The sequence below is a fragment of the Sphingopyxis alaskensis RB2256 genome, assembly GCF_000013985.1.
Classification (GTDB): domain Bacteria; phylum Pseudomonadota; class Alphaproteobacteria; order Sphingomonadales; family Sphingomonadaceae; genus Sphingopyxis; species Sphingopyxis alaskensis.
In genome coordinates, this window is record NC_008048.1 from 1,735,110 (window position 1) to 1,757,186 (window position 22,077).

Consider the following 22,077-nt stretch of genomic DNA (forward strand, 5'->3'; position numbering starts at 1 on the left):
AGAGGGCGGCGAGACTTACGAGCTTGCTCGTTAGTCGCAGCGGGTGAGGGGTATGCGCTTGCAAAGCAAGCGCGCCCTCGCCATGCGGGCGCTCACCCTCATCCAACTTCGCCTGGCCGCAAAGCGGCAAGGCTTCGTATCCTTCTCCCATTAAGCGAGAAGGGAAAGAGAAACAGATGACCGACCGCCTGAAACGTCTCAAGTTCCGCGCCTGGCACCGCGGCACGCGCGAGGCCGACTATATGATCGGCGGCTTCTTCGACCGCTATTCGCCCGCCTGGGGCGAAACTGAACTCGCATGGTTCGAGGCCGTGGTCGAGGAGGATGACGTCGACATCATGGCGTGGGCGCTCGGCACCGCCGCGCCGCCCGCGCATCTCGACAAGCCCGACCTGATCGCGGCGATGCGCCGGCTGGACTATATCCCGCTGCCATGACCCGAAGCGCCGCCGACATTCTTGCCGCGATCGCATCGGCCGCGGCGCCGCTGACGCTGGCGCGCGCCGCCGACGGTTTCCTGCCGCTGCTGCTCGCCGACCTCGCGCGAGCGAGCGACAAGAGGCTGGTCTATGTCGCGACCGACGATGCCGCGATGCAGGCGATCGCCGACGCCGCGCCCTTCTTTGCCCCCGACCTCACCGTCCATCGCTTCCCGGCGTGGGACTGCCTGCCGTACGACCGCGCGGGGCCTTCGATGCGCGTCAGCGCCGACCGGCTGGCGACGCTGTCGGCGTTGCAGGCGGCGCCCAGGCGCGGCGAACTGATCCTGACCACCGTCGCCGCGATCACGCAGCGCACGCTCACCCCCTTCCGCATCCGCCAGCTCGCGACGACGCTCGCCGCAGGCCAGCGGATTGACCGCGACGCGCTCGCCGAGCTGCTCGTCGCCAACGGCTTCAGCCGCGTCGACACCGTCGCCGACCAGGGCGAGTTCGCGGTGCGCGGCGGCCTGCTCGACCTGTTTCCGGCGGGCGAAGAGACCGGGCTGCGCGTCGATTTTTTCGGCGACGAGATCGAAAGCATCCGCCGCTTCGACCCCGCCGACCAGCGCAGCCTGGGGGCCGCCAAGGCGCTGCAACTTCTCCCCGCATCCGAAACCCTGCTCGACGAGGCGACGATCAAGCGGTTTCGCTCGGCCTATCGCGAATTGTTCGGCGCGCAGGCGACGGGCGACCCGCTCTATCAGGCGGTCAGCGACGGGCGGCGGCAAGCGGGCATGGATCATTGGCTGCCGCTGTTCGAGGAGCGGATGGCGACGCTGTTCGACCATATCGACCCCGCGACCCCGGTGCTGCGCGGCCACCGCACCGACGCAACCGCCGAAACGCGCTTCGCCGCGATCGCCGACTATCATGCCAACCGCGTCGCCGCCGAACGCGAATCACCCGGCAGCTACCGCCCGCTCGCGCCTGAGGCGCTGTATCTGACCGAAGCCGAATGGAGCGGGGCGGAGCAAGACCGTCCGGTTCATATCGTCACCGCCTTCGACGTTCCGCCCGCGGCAACGGTCGTCGACCTCGAAACTTTCGCGGCGCGCGATTTCACCCCCGAACGCACCGCCGACCTCAATGTTTACGACAAGGTCGCCGACCATCTGTCGGACGAACGCCGCAAGGGACGGCGCACAATCATCGCCAGCTATTCGGGCGGTGCGCGCGAGCGACTTTCGGGACTGCTGCGCGACCATGGCGTGACCTCGCTGGTACAGGTCGACACCTGGCAAGAGGCGTTGGGTTCAAGTTCCGCTCGTGTCGAGCGAAGTCGAGACACCCCGCAGGAAAGCGCTGCCCCGACGGGTGTCTCGACTTCGCTCGACACGAACGGGAATAAAGGTGCGGCGGGAACGGGCACGGTGGCGATGGTCGTCCTCCCCCTTGATCACGGCTTCGCCTCCGACGCGATCAGCCTGCTCACCGAACAGGACATATTGGGCGAACGCCTCGTCCGCCGCCAGAAACGCCGCAAAAGCGCCGACGCCTTCCTCGCCGAACTGGCGACGCTCAGCGTCGGCGATCTGGTGGTTCATCTCGACCATGGCATCGGCCGCTATGAGGGACTGACCTCGATCCCGGTCGGGAACAGCCCGCACGATTGCGTCGCGCTGACCTATGCCGGCGGTGACAAGCTCTACGTTCCCGTCGAAAATCTCGACGTCCTCTCGCGCTATGGCGGCGAAAGCGACGGCGTCGCGCTCGACAAATTGGGCGGCGAGGCGTGGCAGCGGCGCAAGGCGCGGATGAAGGAGCGGATCCGCGAGATTGCGGGCGAACTGCTCGCCACCGCGGCGCAGCGCGCACTCCGCCCCGGCGAGATCCTCACGCAGGATGCCGCCTACCCCGCCTTCGCCGACCGCTTCCCCTATCAGGAAACCGACGATCAGGACCGCGCCATCGGCGACGTGCTCGCCGACATGGCGTCGGGGCGACCGATGGACCGGCTGGTGTGCGGCGACGTCGGGTTCGGCAAGACCGAGGTGGCGCTGCGCCCGGCGTTTGTGGCCGCAATGGCGGGCGTTCAGGTCGCGGTGGTGGTGCCGACGACCCTGCTCGCGCGCCAGCATTACAGCAATTTTGTCGACCGTTTCAAAGGCTTTCCGATCCATATCGGTCGCCTGTCGCGCCTTGTCCCCGCCGCCGAGGCGCAAAAGACCCGCGAAGGCCTGGCGAGCGGCCAGATCGACATCGTCGTCGGCACCCATGCGGTGATCGCCAAATCGGTCGAGTTCAAGAATCTCGGCCTCGTCATCGTCGACGAGGAACAGCGCTTCGGCGTCGTCCACAAGGAACGGCTGAAGCAACTCAAGGCCGATGTCCACGTCCTCACCCTCACCGCGACGCCGATCCCGCGCACCTTGCAAATGGCGATGTCGGGCTTGCGCGAACTCAGCGTGATCCAGACGCCGCCAGTCGACCGCCTCGCGGTTCGCACCTATGTGGCGCCCTGGGATCCGGTCGTGATCCGCGAGGCGCTGCTGCGCGAACACGATCGCGGCGGGCAGAGCTTCTTCGTCACCCCGCGCATCAAGGACTTGCCCGACATCGAGGAATATCTGCGCACCCGCGTTCCCGAGATCAAATATGTCGTCGCGCACGGTCAGATGGGCGCACAGGAGGTCGAAGAGCGGATGAGCGCCTTTTACGACCGCAAATATGACGTGCTCGTCTCGACCACCATCGTCGAATCGGGGCTCGACATTCCGAGCGCCAACACGTTGATCGTTCACCGTGCCGACCGCTTCGGCCTCGCCCAGCTTTATCAGCTGCGCGGCCGCGTCGGGCGGTCAAAAACGCGCGCCTATGCCTATCTCACGACGCCCGACGGCGGCGCGATCACCGATACGGCGGAAAAGCGGCTGAAGCTGCTCGGCGATCTCGACACGCTCGGCGCGGGCTTCCAGCTCGCGAGCCACGACCTCGACATTCGCGGCGCGGGGAACCTCGTCGGCGACGAGCAGTCGGGGCATATCCGCGAGGTCGGCTTCGAACTTTACCAGTCGATGCTCGAGGAAGCGATCCTTGCCGCCAAGGCCGAGAATGCCGGCGCCGCGCCGCCGCGGGAGGCGCTCTCGCCCGTCATCACCATCGACGCGCCGATCCTCATCCCCGAGGATTATGTTCCCGACCTGCCGCTCCGCATGGCGCTCTATCGCCGCCTCAACGAAGCCGAGGACCGCGCCGCGCTCGACGCCTTCGCCGCCGAGATGATCGACCGCTTCGGCCCGCTGCCCCCCCAAACCGCGAACCTGGTGCAGCTGATGGAGATCAAGGCGAACGCCAGGCTCGCGGGCATCGCCAAGCTCGACGTCGGCACCAGGGGCGCGCTCGTCAGCTTCCACGGCGACCAGTTCGCCAACGTCCCCGGCCTGATCGCCTATGTCGAACGGCTGAAAGGCCGCGCGCGGCTGCGTCCCGACAACAAGCTGTCGGTCAGCGGCGACTGGGCCAGCACCGGCGCGCGGCTGAACGGCGCCCTGCAATTGTCTAAGGGGTTGGGAAAGCTGGCGAAGCAGCTATCATAGAAATATGGTCATTGCGAGCGGAGCGAAGCAATCTCCAGCTATCGGTTCGCGCCAGGCCGATAGCTGGAGATTGCTTCGTCGCTACACTCCTCGCGATGACGATAGCTAGCCCAACAACCCCGGCAACTGATCGCCCGGCACCGGACCTGACTTCAAAAACCCCTGCCACGTCGCCACCCCGATCTCGCCAAGCCGCGCGAGCTGACGTTCGTTCTCGATCCCCTCGGCCACCACCAGCAGCCCCAGCGCGCGCGCGAGGTCAACGATCGCGCGCACGACGATGCGGTCGCGGTCGCTGCCGTCGATCGTGCGGGTAAAGCCGCTGTCGATCTTCAGATAATCGATCGGCAGCCGCGCCAGCAGCGACAGGCTGGAATAGCCGGTTCCGAAATCGTCGATCGCAATCGCGCAGCCCAGCGCGCGAATCTGCGCGAGGTGCTCCGCCGCGCTCGCGGGGTCGCTCAACATCGCCTGTTCGGTGAGTTCGAGCGTCAGCCGGTCAGGATCGACCTTTGCCGCCCTCACCATCGCGGCAAAGCGTTCGGCGAATTCGGGGTCGCCAAGGTCGGCGGCGGTGATGTTGAGCGACACGCGCAGCTGCGCAAGTTGCCGCGGCCAGCCCGCCATTTCGGCGAGCGCGACGCGGTGCGCATGTTCGGTCAGTTCGCATTCGAGCCGCGCTGCGCGCGCGGCGGTCACCAGCGGCCCGGCACCAAGCAGACCAAGTTCGGGATGCTGCCAGCGGAGCAATGCCTCCACCCCGGTCATCGCGCCGGTCACGACGTCATATTGCGGCTGGTAATGGATCACAACCTCATCGCGCGACAGCGCCGCGTGGACCATCGCCCCGTCGCGCGCCGACGCCGGCCGCGCAAGCTGGTCGCACGCCTGAAGCAATTGTTCGGCGACTGATTCGTCGCGCGTGATCAGCGCGGTGGCGATACGGATCGACAGACGGCCGTTCGGATCGCCGACGATCGGTTCGGCGAGCGCGACGTGCAGCGCGCGCTCCTGCGCCCGCAGCGCGCCGAGCGCGAGCGGCGTGGCGGGCACGATCAGAAAGCGCGGCCCGTCGAGACGCTCAACGCACGAACCGGGTCCGAACTCGTCGCCGGCAAAATTTTCGAGCCGCCGGCCGATCTCGTCGAGCACCGCGTCGCCCGCGGCGGTCCCGGCGCTGTTGTTGATCCGCGCCATCTGGTCGACCTGCACCAGAATGACTCCGGCGTCCCGGTCGTGACGAAGGTGCTGGCTTTCGATTTTCCGGGCGCAGGCGGTCAGGGATTCGGACAAGCGATTCATTGGCGCTGCCTAGCAGGCTTTGCTTGCCAAACGCTTGCCTTTTGCATCACAAGACGCACGTGATGGTCACATTATCCCAGCCTGCCGCCCCGGCGGCGCCGCTGATCGACGGCCATGGCCGCCGGATCAGTTACTTGCGCCTGTCGGTGACCGACCGCTGCGACCTGCGGTGCCGCTACTGCATGGCCGAAGACATGCGGTTCCTGCCGAAATCGGCGGTGCTCAGCATCGAGGAAATGGCCGAGCTGGCGGAGCGATTCGTTGCGCGCGGCGTTCGCCGCATCCGCCTGACCGGCGGCGAACCGCTGGTGCGGCGCGGCATCGACACGCTGGCGACGCGGCTCGGCGCTCTGATCGGCCGCGGCCTCGACGAGCTGACGCTGACCACCAACGCCATGCGACTGGCGGACCACGCACCGATGCTCGCCGCGGCGGGCGTGCGGCGCATCAATATCAGCCTCGATACGCTCGACCCGGCTGCATTCCGCCACATCACCCGCGTCGGCGACCTCGACGTCGCGCTCGCCGGGATCGCCGCGGCGCGGCTGGCCGGGCTGGCGGTCAAGATCAACATGGTGGCGCTCGCCGGGCTGAACGAGGATCAGCTGCTGCCGATGCTGCGCTGGTGCGCCGACAATGGCTGCGACCTCACGCTCATCGAAACCATGCCGCTCGGCGAGGTCGAGGATGACCGCAGCGATCATTATATCCCGCTGCACCAGTTCATCGCCCCGCTGCGCGCCGCGCACGCGCTTTATCCGGTGGACAAGCGCACCGGCGGCCCGGCGCGCTATTTCGCGGTCGAGGGCAGCCCGGTCACCCTGGGCCTCATCACCCCGCTCAGCGACAATTTCTGCGCGACGTGCAACCGCATCCGGCTGACGGTGGAGGGGCGCGTCTATATGTGCCTTGGTCAGGACGATCATGTCGACCTGCGCGCGGCACTGCGCGGCGGCGGCGATGTCGACAGCTTGATCGACCGGGCGCTGGCTGGCAAACCCCGCGCGCACGACTTTCATATCGAACGGCAATCCAGACCGGCGGTCGCACGCCACATGAGCGCAACGGGCGGCTGACGGGCCGCTTGCGGAGGGGGAACCGGACCAGATGTTTCGCAAGATCGCGCTTGTCGCGTCAAGTGCGCCCGCGGCCATCGAGGCCGAAGCCGAGTTGCGGCCGCTCTACGACTTTGTCGACATCGGCGAGGCGGAGCTGCTGATCGCCCTCGGCGGCGACGGCTTTCTGCTGCACATGCTCCACCAGTTGCTCGACCAGCGCCGCAGCCTGCCCGTGTTCGGGATGAACCGCGGGACGATCGGCTTCCTGATGAACGAGTTTCGGGTCGAGGGGCTGCTCGACCGCCTTGCCGCGGCGCGCCCCTATCTGGTTCACCCGCTGTCGGGCGATATCATGACGGTCAGCGGCGAGCGCCACATCCTGCCCGCCATCAACGAGATTTCGCTGCTGCGCGAAACGCGCCAGGCGGCGAAGCTGGAGGTGATGATCAACGAACGGACGATGCTCGAGGAACTCGCCTGCGACGGCGTGCTCGTCTCGACGCCCGCCGGATCGACGGCCTATAACCTCAGCGCCAACGGCCCGATCCTGCCGCTCGATTCGGCGATGCTGGCGCTCACCCCGATCAGCCCGTTCCGCCCGCGCCGCTGGCGCGGCGCGCTCGTCCCCGAATCGACGAGCATCCGCTTCAACGTCCGCGAGGCGGCCAAACGCCCGGTCAGCGCGGTCGCCGACCAGCGCGAAATCCGCGATGTAAAGACCGTTCTCGTCACCACCGACCGCAGCCGCCCGCTGACCCTGCTGTTCGATCCCGACCAGGGCCTCGACGAACGCATCGCGATGGAACAATTTATCGTTTGAGGGCTTGCAAAATCGGGCAAGCGGCGGCAAAGGAGCGCCTCGCCCGCCACGGCGGGATGTTCCTCGGTAGCTCAGCGGTAGAGCAATCGACTGTTAATCGATTGGTCGCAGGTTCGAATCCTGCCCGGGGAGCCATTTCCTTTCCTGTCGTGCAATGTTCGGCCTTTCCTCGCTGCGCCGGTGAAACGGGCGGCGTGCCGCTGCGCGAACATTGCAGGCGATGCTCTTTGCGCTCAGGGCGCAACGCGGCGATGCCAGGTGTTAGAGCGACGTCGCTCAGCGATGGATATCGGTCGCTTCCGGCAGGACTGGAAGCGTTTCGTCCGCAGTGCCGGGCGTCAACGCAACCGATCGAGCAGGACGTCGATATCGGCGACTGGCATGCGATGCCGGGCGATAAAGGCATCGAGATCGTCGATCCGCGCCATTTCGCCGTCGTCCCGCATGATCGAACAGATGACGGCCATGTCGCCTGCTCCCGCCAGCGAACATAGTTCGATCGCCGCTTCGGCGGCTGCGGCCCTTTCCCTCACCCCGCCCGGCGCGCCGATCAGCGGGAATATATGGCCCGGTGACACAAGATCGTCGCCCGAAGCGTCGGGAGAAGCGGCGACGCGGACGGTCTGTGCCCGGTCGGCCGCAGATATGCCCGTCCCGACGCCTTCGCGCGCCTCGATCGACCGGCCGAAAGGGCGCCCCGACTGGCGGTCGGCGCCGGGATTGATCAGGCTGATGCCCAGCCGCACGGCGCGTTCCGGTCGCATGGCAAGACAGATGAGACCACGACCGTGATTGGCCATGAAATTGAGCGCTTCGGCCGTTGCGTGACGCGCGGCGAGCGCAAAATCAATATCGCCTCCACGCAAACGGTCACCGGTGATGACGATGATCTCTCCCCGCCCGAGAGCCTCGATGGCCTGATCGATGTCGGGCATTCAGGCGACCTTTCTGGCGGCGGCAAAGCTGCTCGCGCCGGACACAAGCTGGTCGGCGACCAGTTCGAGCTGAAATCGCGCCCGATCCTCGAGACATTCGCCATCGGGGGAAAAAAGGCCGCGATAGGTGCGGACGGTCGCACCCATCGGCGTCGGCCAGCCGCGAAGCGCGTGGACGATGCTGCGGAGCGTCTGCATCGTACTCATTGTCGCCTGGTCGCCATAGGCGGTCGCAATCAGGCCGACCGCACGCCCGTCGAGATAGGGTCGTGCATCGCCCGCCAGATCCTCCAGATAATCGAGCGCGTTTTTCACAAGCCCCGAAATCGTGCCATGATAGCCGGGCGCGGCGATCAATATCCCGTCGGCGGCGCGTACCGCCGCGACGAGCCTTGCCCCGTCGTCGGGACCGTGCAGCGGGCCGCGATAATGGGGCAGCGCGCCCAGATAGCTGCCGCCGAAGACGTCCACATGCGCGCCTTTTGCCTTTGCGCGCGCCGCCGCGACGCAGAGAGCCTGCTCGGTCGCGCTGATCGGCGATACGGTGCCGCCGATGGCCACGATGTTGATACTCACGCGCATTCCCTTTCTTCAAAAGCGGCGGCAAGCAAACGCCGCGCCGCGGCGTCGAGATGCAGCCCCAGCTTGCTGCGGCGCCAAAGCAGATCCTCGACCGTGCGGCACCATTCCTGCTCGACGAGATAGGCGACCTCGCGGTCGGTGAGTCCAGAGCCATAATGCCGCCCGCAATCCTCGAACCGCGAGACGCCGCCCAGAATGTCAAACGCCCTGGTGCCGTAGCTGCGCGCAAGGCGTTCGGTCCACGGCGGTTGCAGAAAAGCATAGCGGCGGCCCAGCGATTGGGCGAGGTCGGCAAACCCGTCGATCGCAAAATCTCCACCGGGGAGCGGCACATCGCCGGTCCAGCGGGTCCCCGTCAATGCGGGCAGGCGGCGCGCAAGCAGATCGACCGCGTCTTCGGCAAGGCGGCGATAGGTGGTGATCTTGCCGCCAAAGACCGAAAGCAGCGCCGGACCGTCGCTCTCCGACGAGAGATCCAGATCATAGCCGCGCGTCGCCGCCTCGGGCCGTCCCGATCCATCGTCGACCAGCGGCCGCACCCCTGCATAGCTCCAGGTCACATCGGCCGGCGAGATCGTCTTGCGAAAGAAGCGATTGGCCCCCTCGCACAGATAGGCGATCTCCTCATCGGAAGCGCGCACATCGGTCAGAGCGCCGTCATGGTCACGATCGGTCGTGCCGATCAGCGTGAAGTCGCGCTCATAGGGGATGGCGAAAAATATCCGCCCGTCGGGAAGCTGGAAAAAATAGCTGTAGTGGTGGTCGAAGAGCCTGGGCACGACGATATGCGAGCCGCGGACGAGCCGCACGCGGCGGCCGGTCGCCACGCCGCCCAGTTGCGAAACTTCGAGCGCCGCGGGGCCGGCCGCGTTGACGATGACATGCGCGTGAAACTGCCCGCCCGGCGTATCGAGCGTCCAATGGTCGCCGGTCCGCGCGAAGCGCGTGACACGGCAGCGCGGGCGAATATCCGCCCCGCGGTCGGCCGCGTCGCGCGCATTGAGAAGAACCAGCCGCGCGTCATCGACCCAGCAGTCCGAATAGGCAAAGCCCGACGTAAACCCGTTCTTCAGCGGCGCGCCCGCGACATGATCGCGCAAGGCGATCGTTTCGGTGGCGGGAAGACGTTTCCGTCCGCCGATATGGTCATAAAGAAACAGTCCCAGGCGCAGGAGCCATCGCGGACGCAATCCGGCCACATGGGGCAGCACGAAGCGCATCGGTCGCACGATATGCGGCGCGATCGCCCACAGACGCTCGCGTTCCGAAAGCGATTCGCGGACCAGGCCGAACTCATGGTGTTCGAGATAGCGAAGTCCGCCATGGATCAGCTTGGTCGATGCCGATGACGTTCCGCTCGCCAGATCCTGCGCTTCGAGCAACAGAACGCGCGCGCCCCGCCCCGCCGCATCGCGCGCGATCCCGCAGCCGTTGACCCCGCCGCCGATGATGGCGATGTCGAACATGTCGGCGGACACCCGCACGCCTCCTCTTTCTACAACTCCAGCGGCGCGTGCGCGATGTGCGGAAGCACATGGCGTGCAAAAAGATCGGCTTCCTGTGCGTGCGGATAGCCCGACAGGATGAAGGCTTCGATGCCCTCGGCCTGATAGGCGCGAAGTTTTGCAAGCACCTGGTCGGGGGTTCCGACGATCGCGGCGCCGCATCCCGATCGCGCGCGCCCGATCCCCGTCCAGAGATTCTCCTCGACAAAGCCGTCGCCATCGGCTGCGCTCCGCAATTCGGCCTGACGCTGAACCCCGTAATTTTTGGCATCGAGCGATTTTTCGCGGATCGCCGCGCCCGTCGCCTCATCGAGCTTCGACAGCAGACGATCGGCATAGAGGCGCGCTTCCTCCTCGGTTTCACGCACGATGACATGGACGCGGTATCCGAACTTCAATTGGCGCCCGAACCGCGCCGCGCGTTCGCGCATGTCGGCGATCGTTTCGCGGACCTTGTCCATCGTATCGGGCCACATGAGATAAACGTCACAGCCCTCGGCCGCACATTCGCGCGCCTCATGGCTCAACCCGCCGAAATAGAAGGGCGGGCATTTGCCCGACAGCGTCGTGATGCGCGGCGGTTCGAGCTTCAATTGATAGAATTCGCCGTCATGGTCGAGCGCCTCGCCGTTGAGCAGGGTCCGCACAATCTTCATAACCTCGGTCGCGCGTGCGTAGCGCGGTCCCCCCGCCAACTGCTGGCCGGGCATATCCGACGAGATGATATTGACATTGAGCCGCCCTCCGGTGCCCGCCGCATTGGGACCGAGGATGCGGTCGAGCGTCGCTATGCGGCGCGCGAGCTGCGGCGGCCAGTCCTCGCCGATGCGCGTCGCCCAGAGAAGCTTCATTCGCCGCACCTCTGTCGCAACAGCGGCCGCAAAAACGGTCGTGTCGAGCCCAAGTTGATAGCCCGAGGGGAGCAGGATATTGTCGAATCCCCCTTCTTCGGCGCGCAGAACGATATTGCGGCAGTGTTCCCAGCTCGAGCGCAGATAGGGATCGGCGACGCCCAAAAATTCATAGTCGTCATCGCAGAGCGCCGAGAACCAGGCGATCTCGCATTGCTGTTGGGTCATGTCTCTTCCTCTCCATGCCCTGGGACGCCTCGTTTCGCAGGGTCTTGTCATGCGCGGCGGACGGCGCCGCAGGTTCAGGGCAACGCGGCGCCGCGCGCGGCAACAAGCACGTCATACCATTCGGACCGCGTCCACCGGACACGGAGCGCGCTTGCCGCCTCCCCAATTCGTTCGGCGCGCTGCGATCCGACAATCGGCACGATGCCTGCTGGATGCGCCATCAGCCAGCTGTAGGCGGCAATTTCGCGCGACACATTTTGCGCGGCGGCTACCCGGTCCAGCGCAGCGGCGACCGCCTTGTCGCGGTCGCTTTGCGGGGCGAGCAGCCGCCCGCCGCCCAGCGGTGACCAGGCGAGCGGGACGAGCCCGATCGCCATGGCCCGGTCAAGCTCGCCATTTTCGAAACAGTCGATGCGCAGCGGACTGATTTCGGGCTGCGTGGCGACGAGCTTGCTGCCAAGAAAGCCATTGAGCGCGTCGGTCTGCGCGATGGTGAAGTTGGAGACGCCGAGCGAGCGGATCTTGCCCGCCGCTATCGCGTCATCGAGCGTACGGGCGACCTCCTGGGGATGCGCCAGAATGTCGGGACGATGGATCTGCCAAAGATCAATCCGGTCGGTTCGCAGCCGCCGCAGCGACGCATGGATCGCCTCGCCAAGATATTCGGGACTTTGATCATAGGGAAGCGGCGGGCGAATGCCGCCTTTCGTCGCAAGCACCATGCGATCGCGCAGCGCCGGTTCGGTCGCCAGCACCTCACCCAGCAACGCTTCGGCGTCGCCGAAGCCCCCCGCCCCGTCGAACCCGTATATATCGGCGGTGTCGAGCAAGGTGATTCCCGCATCGAGCGCCGCATGCACCAGCCGGGCCGCGTCGGCGACGGTGCGTCCACCCTCGGCAAACCGCCACATACCCCAGGCGATGGACGAAACCGACATGCCGCTGTTTCCGAGCGGACGCGATGCAGGCGGGACGGGCAACAAGCTCATAGAGGATTCCTGGCAGGTGGCGCGACCGAAGCGCGCTCGACAAGGGTGTGGGGAAGGCGGTGATGGCTGATGTCGCCACCCTCGATCAGTATTCGCGTCGCGGTGCGCGCCAGTTCGGCCATCGGCTGATGAATGGTGGTGAGCGGTGGCCACACCGTTCGCGACAGGGTCGTGTCGTCGAAACCCGCGACCGAAAGCTCCGAAGGCAGCTCGATGCCGCGGTCATGCGCGACCGCGAGGACGCCGGCGGCCATATCGTCATTCGCCGCAAAGATCGCGGTCGGTGGATTGTCGAGGCCGAGCAGGAAGCGTCCCGCCGCCACCCCGCTGTCGAAATCGAACTCGCCGTCACAGACGAGGCCGGGCTCAAACGCGATGCCGACGCGATCGAGCGCCCGGCGATATCCGTACAGGCGGTCATCGGAGGCGCGGTGGTTTGGATGGCCCTTGACGAACCCGATCCGCCGATGGCCGACGTTGATCAGATGCGTCGTCATGTCGTCCGCCGCCTGTACGTCGTCCATGAACACCGAGCTGGTCAGCGAATGGTTTGTCCCCGGTGAAATGCGAACGAACGGGATATCGAGCGTCTCGAGCGCTGCGAGCACTGCTTCGCAATCGGTCACGGGAGAGGACAGAATGATGCCGTCGACATGCGTTTCGGTGACAAGCCCGCGCACCTGGTCCCCGACGCCGGGATCCGCCACATCGACCGGCTGCGCCAGCAGGCGGATGCCACGTTCCTTGCAAAGTTGCCAGCAACCCGTCTGGATCTGGAACATGTAATAGGGGCTGTGATTGTCATAGATCAGCGCAATCTGGTTCGATTTCGCTCCCGACAGGATGCGCGCCGCAACGCTTGGGCGGAAATCGAGTTGCGCCATCGCCGTCTCGACGCGGCGCCGCGTCTCTTCGCTGACATAGGGATGACCGTTGAGCACGCGGCTCACTGTCTTGACCGCCACACCCGCCTTGGCGGCGACGTCCCGGATATTGGCCCGCTCGCTCATTGTTTCCATATCTCCGCCAGTCGGCCGAACAGCGGCGCAAAGCCACTGTCGGGCCGGAAGAATACCGGTGGCATGCCAATGGGCGCGGGGATCTGGTGAACACCGGGCGCAAACTCCTCCCCCGTCCAGCAGTGGCGCCATGGCCCCTTCCCCGGAAGGACGACGCTGCGCCGTTCGATCCCCTGTTCGACGACTGGCGCCACCAGGAGGTCGGCACCGTAAAGATACTGGTCCTGTACAGTAAAGAGGGTGGGATCGTCCGGGTAATGAAGAAACAGCGGTCGCTGGGCGGGCAGTCCCGTCTCCTGCGCCTCGTCGCACAAATGCCTGACATAGGGTGCCAGATGCGCATGGACCCGGCTCCAGCGCGCGAAGCAGGCGAGCAGTTCAGCCGTCGAATCATATTGCAGATTGTCGTCGGGCCGGTTGCCCTCATGGCTGCGCATGACCGGCGCGAAGGCGGCAAGCTCGCACCAGCGCTGCATCAGTTCCTCGGTCCGCACATTGCCGTGGAGCGACGTATAGCCGCCGCAGTCGGAATGACTGTAGGCGTTACCGACCAGCCCGGCCGACAAGGCTCCCGTCAACACCGTTCCGATACCGTCGTGACGGGTAAAATCGACGCTCTGGTCACCGGCCCAGAGCAGCGGACAATGCGCCTGAACGCCGGAAAATCCCGCCCGCATGAAGAAAAGAGCCTCGCCCGTCTTGCCGCGCGATGCAACCGCCCGGGCATTGACCTCGGCCCAAAGCACTGGCCAGCGATTATGCGCCTCCATCGGGTCCGACCCGTCGGCGAGCCGAACATCGGTCGGCAGATATTCGCCGAAATCGGCCATCCATCCGGCAATGCCGTTGTCGAGCATCTCGCGGCCCAGAATATGCTCGGCAAACCAGTCCCGCGTCGCCGCGCGCGTGAAGTCGAGAACCCCGCAATAAAACTCGCCAAAATCGACGAGATAGACCTCGTCGCTGTCCTGGCGCAGACAGAAATGTCCGTCCGCTTTCGCCTGTTCGAACAGCGTGCCATCGACCGCCAGATAGGGATTCACATAGGCGAGGAAACGAATGCCGCGCTCTTCCAGCGCCGCGATGCGCGTCCGAAGATCGGGATAACGCTGTTCGCTGCGCGCGCCGCGGACCCAGTCCCAGAAAAGCCGGCGACCAAAGCTCGTCTCGCGAACACCCGCCCAATCCTCGCACCACAATCCGCCCACGACGGCGCCAGCGTCCAGAAATCGCTCCAGCCGCTCGAAGCTCGATGCACCCGACTTGAGCCCGACGATCGCGCCCCCGATGGCCCAGTCGGGCAGCGCAGGCTGGCGGCCGAACCGCGTCGATAATCGGCCGACAAGCTCTGCCGGACCGTCGGCGGCGAAAAACTCGAACCGCGCCTGCGTCCCCCAATAGTCGACGCGATGCGTTGCCGGATCGGAAAAATCGAGGACGCTATAGCCAAAATCGTCCAGATGAACGGCGATCCATCGGGAGGTCAGGAAAGTCGGCTGCGGGTAATTGCTGTTCCAATAATCGCCGCCGGCCATTCCTTCGGCATCCATGATGCGCGTCAGTTCGGTCGACTTGTCGCGCCCCACCCCCGGCTCGCTCGTCCACATCGGAAATCGGCGGCCCGCCAGCATCAGATAGCTCATCTGTTCGCCGCCGCCCCAGACCGCCTCGCCCGGTTCGGCGAAGAAGCGCGTGGTTATCCGGTCATAGCCGCTCCGCAGCGCCTCGACGCGCAGCGCCCTGCCCTCGATGCCCAGCCGCACCGTCGGCTCGCCAGCGTCGAGCAGGAGCATGTCAGCGCCGTCGGCGCGCCAATCGGCGCACCGGATTATTCCTTCCGGTGAATCGTCGATCCGGTAATTGCCGCGATACATCTCGATGCTGGGAGCACCGCGAGCGATGACCACCGCAGGACAATCCGAAACGTGACGTAGCACGAGATGCGAGCCGAATCGAAGCTCGAACCCATCCCTGCTCTCGAAAAACCGCAATTTCACGCCTTGCTTCCTCTCGCCGCGTGATTTTTGAACCATAAATCCCGCGCCACCGCAAGCTCAATATGACACCGCTTGACATATGCAGTCGGCGGGAGCATGCAATGCCGAAACAAGAGGCGCTTTCCCTGTGGCCGGGGCCGGCCGCAGAAACGCGCCCAGATCGCTTATGGGAGGAGAATGCCATGCGTGCGTCCAGCTTTACCTTTATTCGTACCGTGCCCGCTGCGGTCAGCGCGATCGCAATCGCCTTTGCCACGTCCGCCCAGGCGCAAGAAGTCGAAGAGATCATCGTCACCGCGCAAAAGGTCGAGGAAAATGTCCAGAAGGTCCCGATCGCGATCACCGCGGTGTCCGGCGACCGCCTCGAAGCCACCGGCACGACCAGCCTGGAAGGGATCACGCGCCTTGTCCCGTCGGTGACCTTCCGCAAGGGCACGACAAGCGCGAACAGCGCCATCGTGATGCGCGGCGTCGGGACGATCACCTTTTCGATCGCCGCCGAACCGAGCGTATCGACGGTGATCGACGGCATCGTGCTCAGTCGCTCGGGGCAGGCTTTCATGGACCTCGTCGATGCCGAACGTCTCGAGGTGCTGCGCGGGCCGCAGGGAACGCTCTTCGGCAAGAATGCGTCGGCGGGGCTCGTCAACATCGTGTCGAAAGGGGGCACGGACCAGCTCGAAGCCGAAGCGAAGGCCGAATGGTTCGAAGGCGACGAGTATCGCCTGCGCGCCTCGGTCGCAGGACCGCTCGGCGGCGACTGGAGCGGCCGCGTCACCGGCTTCTACGGCAGCTACGACGGCAATGTCACGAACATCAACGGCGGTCGAAACCGCAAGGTCAATGGTTACGAACATTGGGGCACGCGGGGCATCGTGGACTATCGGGGCGACGGCGCGCGCCTCCGCTTCATCGCGGACTATTTCAAGGCCGACGACGATTGCTGCGCCGACGTGACGGGAGCGAGCCGCGGCGCCGTGCTCGATGCCGAACTCGGTCTTCCCGATGGCGTGGCGCTTGGCGAGAACCAGCGCTTCATCAACCACAATCTGGTCACGCAAACGCGCGACAAGCAGTGGAGCCTGACCGCCAGCGGCGACTTCGACCTCACCGATACGCACACGCTCAGCGTGGTCGCCGGTTATCGCAACTGGGAGAATCGAGAGATTCGCGAAGGCGACTTCCTGCCGCGCGCGATCGTCGGAACGGCGGAGCTGCACGATGACGGGCTGGTGAAAACGCAGCAATTCTCGGTAGAGGCGCGTATCGCATCCGACCAGTCGATGCCCTTTTTCTATCAGGTCGGCGCCTTTGCCTGGCATTCGGACAACAAGCAGGACTTCACGCGTCGCGACATCAGCTGCGCCACCTCGACGCTGCCGGTCGATCCGGCGACGGGAGCACGGCCCTGCAATGTCAACGACATGGTCAATACGCTGTTCCCGACAGCGACGTCCAACAGCGACGTCAATTCGACCAACTTCGCGCTCTTCGGACAGGCGACCTATCGCTTCAACGATCTGATCGCGCTGACCGGCGGCCTTCGCTACACGTGGGACGATCTGAGCTTCACGCACATCCGCGCGCCCGGCGTCAATGCGTCGACCGGCCTGCCCGCAACCGGACCTGGCATCTCGGGCAACCCCGCGGGCGGCACCGTCGCATCCGGCGGCACGGGTCTCAACACCTCAAGCGGGTCGAGCAGCAACGGCAATCTGTCGGGCAAGGCGGTGCTCCAGTTCACGCCGTCGGACGACATCATGCTCTATGGCAGCTATACACGCGGGTATAAGGGGCCGGCGTTCAACGTTTTCTTCAACCACACGGCGCCGACCAACGCGGTTCCGATCGACGAGGAAACATCGGACGCTTTCGAGATCGGCCTCAAATCGCGCTTCCTCGACAACAAGGTTCAGCTCAACCTCGCGGGTTTCAGCGTCGAATATGACGGCTTTCAGGCGAATAATTTCGTGCTTCTGAACGGCGCGGTCGTCACGAACCTGACCAACGCTGGCACGGTAAAGAGCGAAGGTTTCGAGGCCGATCTCACCGCCGTGCCGGTGGACGGGCTGACCCTGCGCGGAAGTGCGGCCTATGCCGATGCGAAGGTCAAGAGGTTCAACCCGAACCCGCTGACCAACGCGCCCGATGCGCGCGATGGAACGCGGCTCCCGCTTGCACCGAAGTTCACCTATACGCTCGGCGCCGACTATGACGTTCCGGTGGGTGGCATGATATTGTATCTGGGCACGGATTATCGACACGTCTCGAAGCAATTTTCCGATCTCGGCGAACAGGGCGTTATCGACGCCTATGGCCAATGGAATGCGTCGATCGGCATTTCGGATGCGGAGGATCGTTACCGCCTGACTTTCCACGCCCGGAACATCAGCGACGAAAGCTACGTCCTGCTCAATGTCTCAAATGGTCAGCGCCTCCAGATCCCGCGCGACGCCGACCGCTATTTCGGCGTCAGCCTGCGCGCGCGTATGTAACCGGATGGGCCCGTCCCCCGCAAGCGACGGGGGCGGGCTCATTCCGGACGTCTACGGGATCGGCAGCCCTCCTGCGACCATCGCAGGGGGCATTTTCTTTTGCTCGCCCCCCCACGCAGCCGCGTGTCGGCCGAAGCGCGAGGGGAAGACCGGAACGGGACCCGGTGCGGCAAGCCTGTCAGCGAGGAAGCCGCGTGGCCGTAGCGGCCGCACGCGGGCGTCGCTTTAGAGCGCGATGACATGATATTGACCCACCGTGACTGAGGCGATTTTGGCCGAGTGCGAGGCGCGAGGAGCGGCGCGATGCGGGACATCGCGCCCGACGAGCAACGTGGCAATCGGCCAGAATCGACCCGCCCCGGAGGGGTTGCCCCCTGAAGCCCGCCGGACAGCGGCGCGTCTCTGGTCCGGGCAACCAGCCCGTCCTGCGAGATGCTTCTTGCCGACGAACTTCAGGGGGCAATCACGGTGGGTCAATATCATGTCATCGCGCTCTAGGCGCGCGACTCAGCGAGTTCGAGCCGCGGCACGATAAGGTGAATCACCAGAAGCGCCGTGAGATAGGCAAGGCTGCAGATTATAAAAAGCGGCCCGTAACCCAGCCCGTTTCCAAGCGACCAACCAGCAAATTCGATGATCGCGGTGCCGGACAAATTGCCTGCGACCGCGCCGAGCGCGATCACGGTCGCGACGCGCAGCGGCGGGATGATGTCGGCAGTCATGCCAAAGATGTTCGTCGAAAAACCCTGATGAGCAAACAGTCCGAGGCCGACGCACAGCGCTGCCACCCAGGGACTGGTGGTGTACATGGCGAGCGGCATCACCAGCACGGCGAGGGCGAAGACGAACATCGACAATTTGCGCGCGCGATCCACCGAAAAACCGCGTCCGAGAAGGATCGGATAGAGCGCCCCCGACGTGACCGCGCCGAGCGCCGCCAGCGTGAAGACAATTGCGATGGGCAGGCCGAGCGCCCCCTGGCTCATTCCGAACTCCCGGCTGAAAAAGTCGGGCATCCAGAAGAGCACGAACCACCACACGCAATCGGTGCAGAACTTCGCGCCGACCACGGCCCAGGTCCGGCGGTCGCGAAGCAGCGGACGCCATGCGACTTTCGCGCGTTCGGGGAGGTCGCCGAGCGGTCGCATTTTGCGCATCGCCGGAAGCCAGAATGCGAGCCACACAAAACCGAGCGCACCGGTGGCGATAAACGCGGCCTTCCAGCCAAAGGCCAGCGCCAGCGGCGGGATCAGGAGCGGCGTGACAATCGCGCCGATGTTGGGCGCGGTATTGATCAGCCCGATCGCCATATTGCGCTGCCGCACCGGCAGATAGGTCGCCGCCGTCTTGATACCGGCGGGGGTACTGACCGATTCCCCGACCGCCAGCACGACGCGCGCCGCAACAAACTGCTGAACGCTTTGCGCAAGCGCGTGCGCCATGCCCGCCAGGCTCCACACCGATATCGCGATCGCATAGGCCCAGCGCACCCCGAGACGATCGACGAACCACCCGACACCGAGAAGCGCCCCGGCAGCCGCGATCTGGAATGTCGAGCCCAGATGCGCGTAATCCGAATCACTCCAGCCGAACTCGGCTTCCAGCGTGGGTTTCAGAAGAGCGAGAACCTGCCGGTCGACATAGTTGAGGGCATTGCCCAGGAAAAGCAGCGTGACCAGCACGATCGCGATGCGTGTCGACCGGTCCCCCTGCGCTGCTGCCGTCGCCATGACCTCTCTCCCTCGCCCTTTGAGCTGTTTCGACTTGCAACCTAGCGCCCGCTGCCGATAAGGGAAGAAAAATATGACACCGTAGGACATACCGTAGGACATAAGGTGAAAGACTGCGAAGCGATGACCCGCGGCCCCGCCCCTTCCGAACCGTATCGCGGGGATCTTTTCGGGGAAATCCACCTCGCCGATATGACCGATGCTGCGCCAACGCCCGGGATCGCCCGATATTTCCCCGGCCTGGCGATCTGCGCCGCGGCGGCTGGCGCGGCCGGATGGCTCTCGGACCATTATGGTGTGCCCGTCATCCTGCTCGGCCTGCTCATCGGGCTCGCGCTCAATTTCGTCGCGCGCGATGCGCGCACCCATCGCGGTCTCGACTTCGCCTCGCACACCTTCCTGCGGATCGGAATTGTGCTTCTCGGCTTTCAGGTCAGCATCGCACAGATCGTCGCGCTGGGAGCGCTCCCGTTTGCCGCACTGATCCTCATCATGGCGGTGGCCTTTGCCGCCGGACTTGCCGGCGCTCGCCTGTCGCGCCAGTCACCATATGCGGGCCTCCTTGCCGGTGGCGCGACGGCGATTTGCGGCGCCAGCGCCGCGCTCGCGCTCTATGGCATCGTCGGCAAAGAGCGGCTCAGCCAGGCACAATTTGCGCTGACGCTGGTGGGTGTGTCGATGGCCAGTGCGCTGGCGATGTCGCTTTATCCCGCCATTGCGGCCGAACTGGAACTCAGCGACGCGCAGGCCGGTTACCTGATCGGCGCCTCGATACACGATGTCGGCCAGGCAATCGGCGGCGCTTATGCTGTTTCGGACGCAGCAGGCATCGATGCCACGATCGTCAAGCTGGCGCGCGTTACGCTGCTTGCCCCCGTCGTGCTGCTCGTTTCGCTGGTGATCGGCCCGGCGCGCGCCGGGCCGTCCCGACCCAGCTGGCGGCGACTGGGCATGCCGTGGTTCATCACGCTCTTTCTTGCCGTTGTCGCGGTCAACAGCCTGATCGACCTTCCTGCCGTCGCGGCAACCAAGGCGCTTGCCGCATCCAAGGCGCTGCTGCTGCTCGCCGTGACGGCCACCGCCATGCGTTCACGCACCGACCTGCTCCTCGAGCTCGGCTGGCGGGCGGCCGCTCCCGTCATGGCGGCTTCGCTGGCAAGCTTTGCGGCCGCACTTTTCTTCGTAATGATCGGGGTGGGTGACTGAGGCGTCACAACCCGGCGCGGTCAGAGCGCGTCGACGGATCGGATCGGCCCCCTGGCGCTGTCGAACTGGGCCGCGACGTGGCGCGCATAGGGAAGACCGTCATCGCGGATGACCAGGTCGTTCCCGGCCCATTCGACGATCCCATAGCGCTCATAATCGGCCATCGCCGCGCGTACCGCGCTTTGCAACGCCGGACCGACAGAGGTTCGGCCGCGGCACAGAAGGTCGCAGATATGCGCGCCGCGCAGCCGCTCCGCGTCGGTGACGGCTATGCCGCGCGCTGTCGCCAGCCGCCCGCCGCCCACCATGTCGCGATAGGGACCGGGGCGCTTCTCATTCTGGACGAGGAGGTCCGGAAAGCGGCTGATCGCACTCGCGCCGAAGCCAAGCAGCACAGGAGCCATATCCTCGGTAAATCCCTGAAAATTGCGGCTGACGCGCCCTTCGCGCGCTGCGACCGCCAACGGATCGTCGCCGCGCGCGAAATGGTCGAAACCGACGGGATGATAGCCCGCCGCGGTCAGTCGACGGTAACCCAACTCAGCCTGGTCGAAACGCAGCCGCTGATCCGGCAGCATCACTCCGTCTATCTGTCGCTGCCGCGGAATCATGTCGGGCAGATGGGCATAGCCGAACAGCGCAATCCGGCTGGGCGCGAGGCGGATCGTTTCGTCAAGGGTTGCGTCCAGATCCTCCAGCCTCTGCCCCGGCAGTCCGTACATCAGGTCAAAATTGATCGCATCGATGTCGCGCAGGCGGAGCGCCGCGACGACACGCTCGATATGCGACAGCGGCTGGATACGTCCGATCGCCTGCTGGACATGTGGCGCGAAGGTCTGCACGCCCAGGCTGACGCGCGTGACGCGTGCTGCGGCGAGCACCAGCGCCCATTCGGCGTCGAGACCGCGCGGGTCGAGTTCGATCGAAATCTCCGGCCGGTGGCAATCGAAAACGGTCAGGATGCGATCGAGCAGACGCACCAGTTCGACGGGTGCAATCGCGTTGGGACTGCCGCCGCCAAAGGCGATGCGCTGCACCCTCCCCCGCCCGCCGAGACGCTTTGCGACGAGCGCGACCTCGGCCCGCAGCGCGGCCAGATAGTCGGCCAGCCGCTGCTTGCGTCCGGCCGCGCCGGTGTTGCAGCCGCAATACCAGCATATCTGTTCGCAAAAAGGAATGTGGACATAAAGCGAGATCGGCGTTGCCGCCGTGACGCGGTCGAGCGCCTGTGCATGATCATCGGCTCCGACCTCGCCGGTGAACTCCATCGCGGTCGGGTAGCTGGTGTAGCGCGGGACCGGTCGGGCCAGCAGGTCGGGATAATAGGACCACATGCGCGGCT

Annotated in this window: 17 protein-coding genes and 1 tRNA gene; 7 read left to right on the forward strand and 11 right to left on the reverse strand. The window is 65.4% G+C overall.

Annotated elements, in window-relative coordinates:
• Positions 1-176 precede the first annotated feature (176 nt).
• Positions 177-437, forward strand: coding sequence for a succinate dehydrogenase assembly factor 2 (locus SALA_RS08400; protein WP_011541945.1), 261 nt, complete (start codon positions 177-179; stop codon positions 435-437).
• Entirely contained in the window at positions 434-4,018 is a 3,585-nt protein-coding gene (gene mfd, locus SALA_RS08405) for a transcription-repair coupling factor (protein WP_011541946.1), read from the forward strand. The genes SALA_RS08400 and mfd overlap by 4 nt, the downstream gene beginning before the upstream one ends.
• A gap of 105 nt (positions 4,019-4,123) precedes the next feature.
• Here mfd and SALA_RS08410 read toward each other — a convergent pair whose 3' ends face one another.
• Positions 4,124-5,320, reverse strand: a complete 1,197-nt coding sequence (locus SALA_RS08410; RefSeq protein WP_011541947.1) for a GGDEF domain-containing phosphodiesterase — start codon at positions 5,318-5,320, stop codon at positions 4,124-4,126.
• Between the two features lie 62 nt (positions 5,321-5,382).
• On the opposite strand from SALA_RS08410, the gene moaA reads away from it, so the two are divergent.
• The 3 genes from moaA (at position 5,383) to SALA_RS08425 (ending at position 7,333) form a co-directional block, all read left to right on the forward strand.
• Positions 5,383-6,396 carry a GTP 3',8-cyclase MoaA gene (gene moaA / locus SALA_RS08415; protein ID WP_011541948.1) on the forward strand — a complete coding sequence of 338 codons (1,014 nt, stop codon included), beginning with the start codon at positions 5,383-5,385 and terminating at the stop codon, positions 6,394-6,396.
• A gap of 31 nt (positions 6,397-6,427) precedes the next feature.
• Positions 6,428-7,198 (forward strand): NAD kinase, encoded by a 771-nt coding sequence (locus SALA_RS08420; RefSeq protein WP_011541949.1) that lies wholly within the window; start codon positions 6,428-6,430, stop codon positions 7,196-7,198.
• A 60-nt stretch (positions 7,199-7,258) separates the two neighbouring features.
• Positions 7,259-7,333, forward strand: a tRNA-Asn gene (locus SALA_RS08425).
• Positions 7,334-7,536: 203 nt separating this feature from the next.
• On the opposite strand, the gene SALA_RS08430 is transcribed toward SALA_RS08425, so the two are convergent.
• From SALA_RS08430 to SALA_RS08460, 7 genes are all read right to left on the reverse strand, one after another.
• Complete coding sequence (locus tag SALA_RS08430; RefSeq protein WP_011541950.1) at positions 7,537-8,133, reverse strand: 3,4-dihydroxy-2-butanone-4-phosphate synthase; 597 nt, start codon at positions 8,131-8,133, stop codon at positions 7,537-7,539.
• Complete coding sequence (locus SALA_RS08435; protein ID WP_041383196.1) at positions 8,134-8,715, reverse strand: NADPH-dependent FMN reductase; 582 nt, start codon at positions 8,713-8,715, stop codon at positions 8,134-8,136.
• Positions 8,706-10,181 carry a glycerol-3-phosphate dehydrogenase gene (locus SALA_RS08440; RefSeq protein ID WP_011541952.1) on the reverse strand — a complete coding sequence of 492 codons (1,476 nt, stop codon included), beginning with the start codon at positions 10,179-10,181 and terminating at the stop codon, positions 8,706-8,708. The genes SALA_RS08435 and SALA_RS08440 overlap by 10 nt, the downstream gene beginning before the upstream one ends.
• 29 nt (positions 10,182-10,210) lie before the next feature.
• The gene (locus SALA_RS08445; protein ID WP_011541953.1) at positions 10,211-11,299 is read right to left on the reverse strand and encodes an LLM class flavin-dependent oxidoreductase; all 1,089 of its coding nucleotides are present in this window, start codon (positions 11,297-11,299) and stop codon (positions 10,211-10,213) included.
• A 74-nt stretch (positions 11,300-11,373) separates the two neighbouring features.
• Positions 11,374-12,288 carry an aldo/keto reductase gene (locus tag SALA_RS08450; protein ID WP_011541954.1) on the reverse strand — a complete coding sequence of 305 codons (915 nt, stop codon included), beginning with the start codon at positions 12,286-12,288 and terminating at the stop codon, positions 11,374-11,376.
• Positions 12,285-13,298: a LacI family DNA-binding transcriptional regulator gene (locus SALA_RS08455; RefSeq protein WP_011541955.1), complete on the reverse strand. Its 1,014-nt coding sequence runs from the start codon at positions 13,296-13,298 to the stop codon at positions 12,285-12,287. Before SALA_RS08455 ends, SALA_RS08450 begins: the two co-directional genes overlap by 4 nt.
• Complete coding sequence (locus SALA_RS08460; RefSeq protein WP_011541956.1) at positions 13,295-15,340, reverse strand: alpha-glucosidase; 2,046 nt, start codon at positions 15,338-15,340, stop codon at positions 13,295-13,297. Before SALA_RS08460 ends, SALA_RS08455 begins: the two co-directional genes overlap by 4 nt.
• A 146-nt stretch (positions 15,341-15,486) precedes the next feature.
• On the opposite strand from SALA_RS08460, the gene SALA_RS08465 reads away from it, so the two are divergent.
• A complete protein-coding gene (locus tag SALA_RS08465) occupies positions 15,487-17,799 on the forward strand; it encodes a TonB-dependent receptor (protein ID WP_041383197.1) in 2,313 nt (770 codons plus the stop codon).
• 225 nt (positions 17,800-18,024) lie between these two features.
• Here SALA_RS08465 and SALA_RS17635 read toward each other — a convergent pair whose 3' ends face one another.
• Both SALA_RS17635 and SALA_RS08470 read right to left on the reverse strand, forming a co-directional pair.
• Entirely contained in the window at positions 18,025-18,282 is a 258-nt protein-coding gene (locus tag SALA_RS17635) for a hypothetical protein (RefSeq protein WP_011541958.1), read from the reverse strand.
• 11 nt (positions 18,283-18,293) lie between these two features.
• Complete coding sequence (locus SALA_RS08470; RefSeq protein ID WP_011541959.1) at positions 18,294-19,529, reverse strand: MFS transporter; 1,236 nt, start codon at positions 19,527-19,529, stop codon at positions 18,294-18,296.
• 123 nt (positions 19,530-19,652) lie between these two features.
• On the opposite strand from SALA_RS08470, the gene SALA_RS08475 reads away from it, so the two are divergent.
• Positions 19,653-20,735, forward strand: coding sequence for a YeiH family protein (locus tag SALA_RS08475; protein ID WP_041383912.1), 1,083 nt, complete (start codon positions 19,653-19,655; stop codon positions 20,733-20,735).
• A 20-nt stretch (positions 20,736-20,755) separates the two neighbouring features.
• On the opposite strand, the gene hemN is transcribed toward SALA_RS08475, so the two are convergent.
• Positions 20,756-22,069, reverse strand: coding sequence for an oxygen-independent coproporphyrinogen III oxidase (gene hemN / locus SALA_RS08480; RefSeq protein WP_011541961.1), 1,314 nt, complete (start codon positions 22,067-22,069; stop codon positions 20,756-20,758).
• Positions 22,070-22,077: the final 8 nt, after the last annotated feature.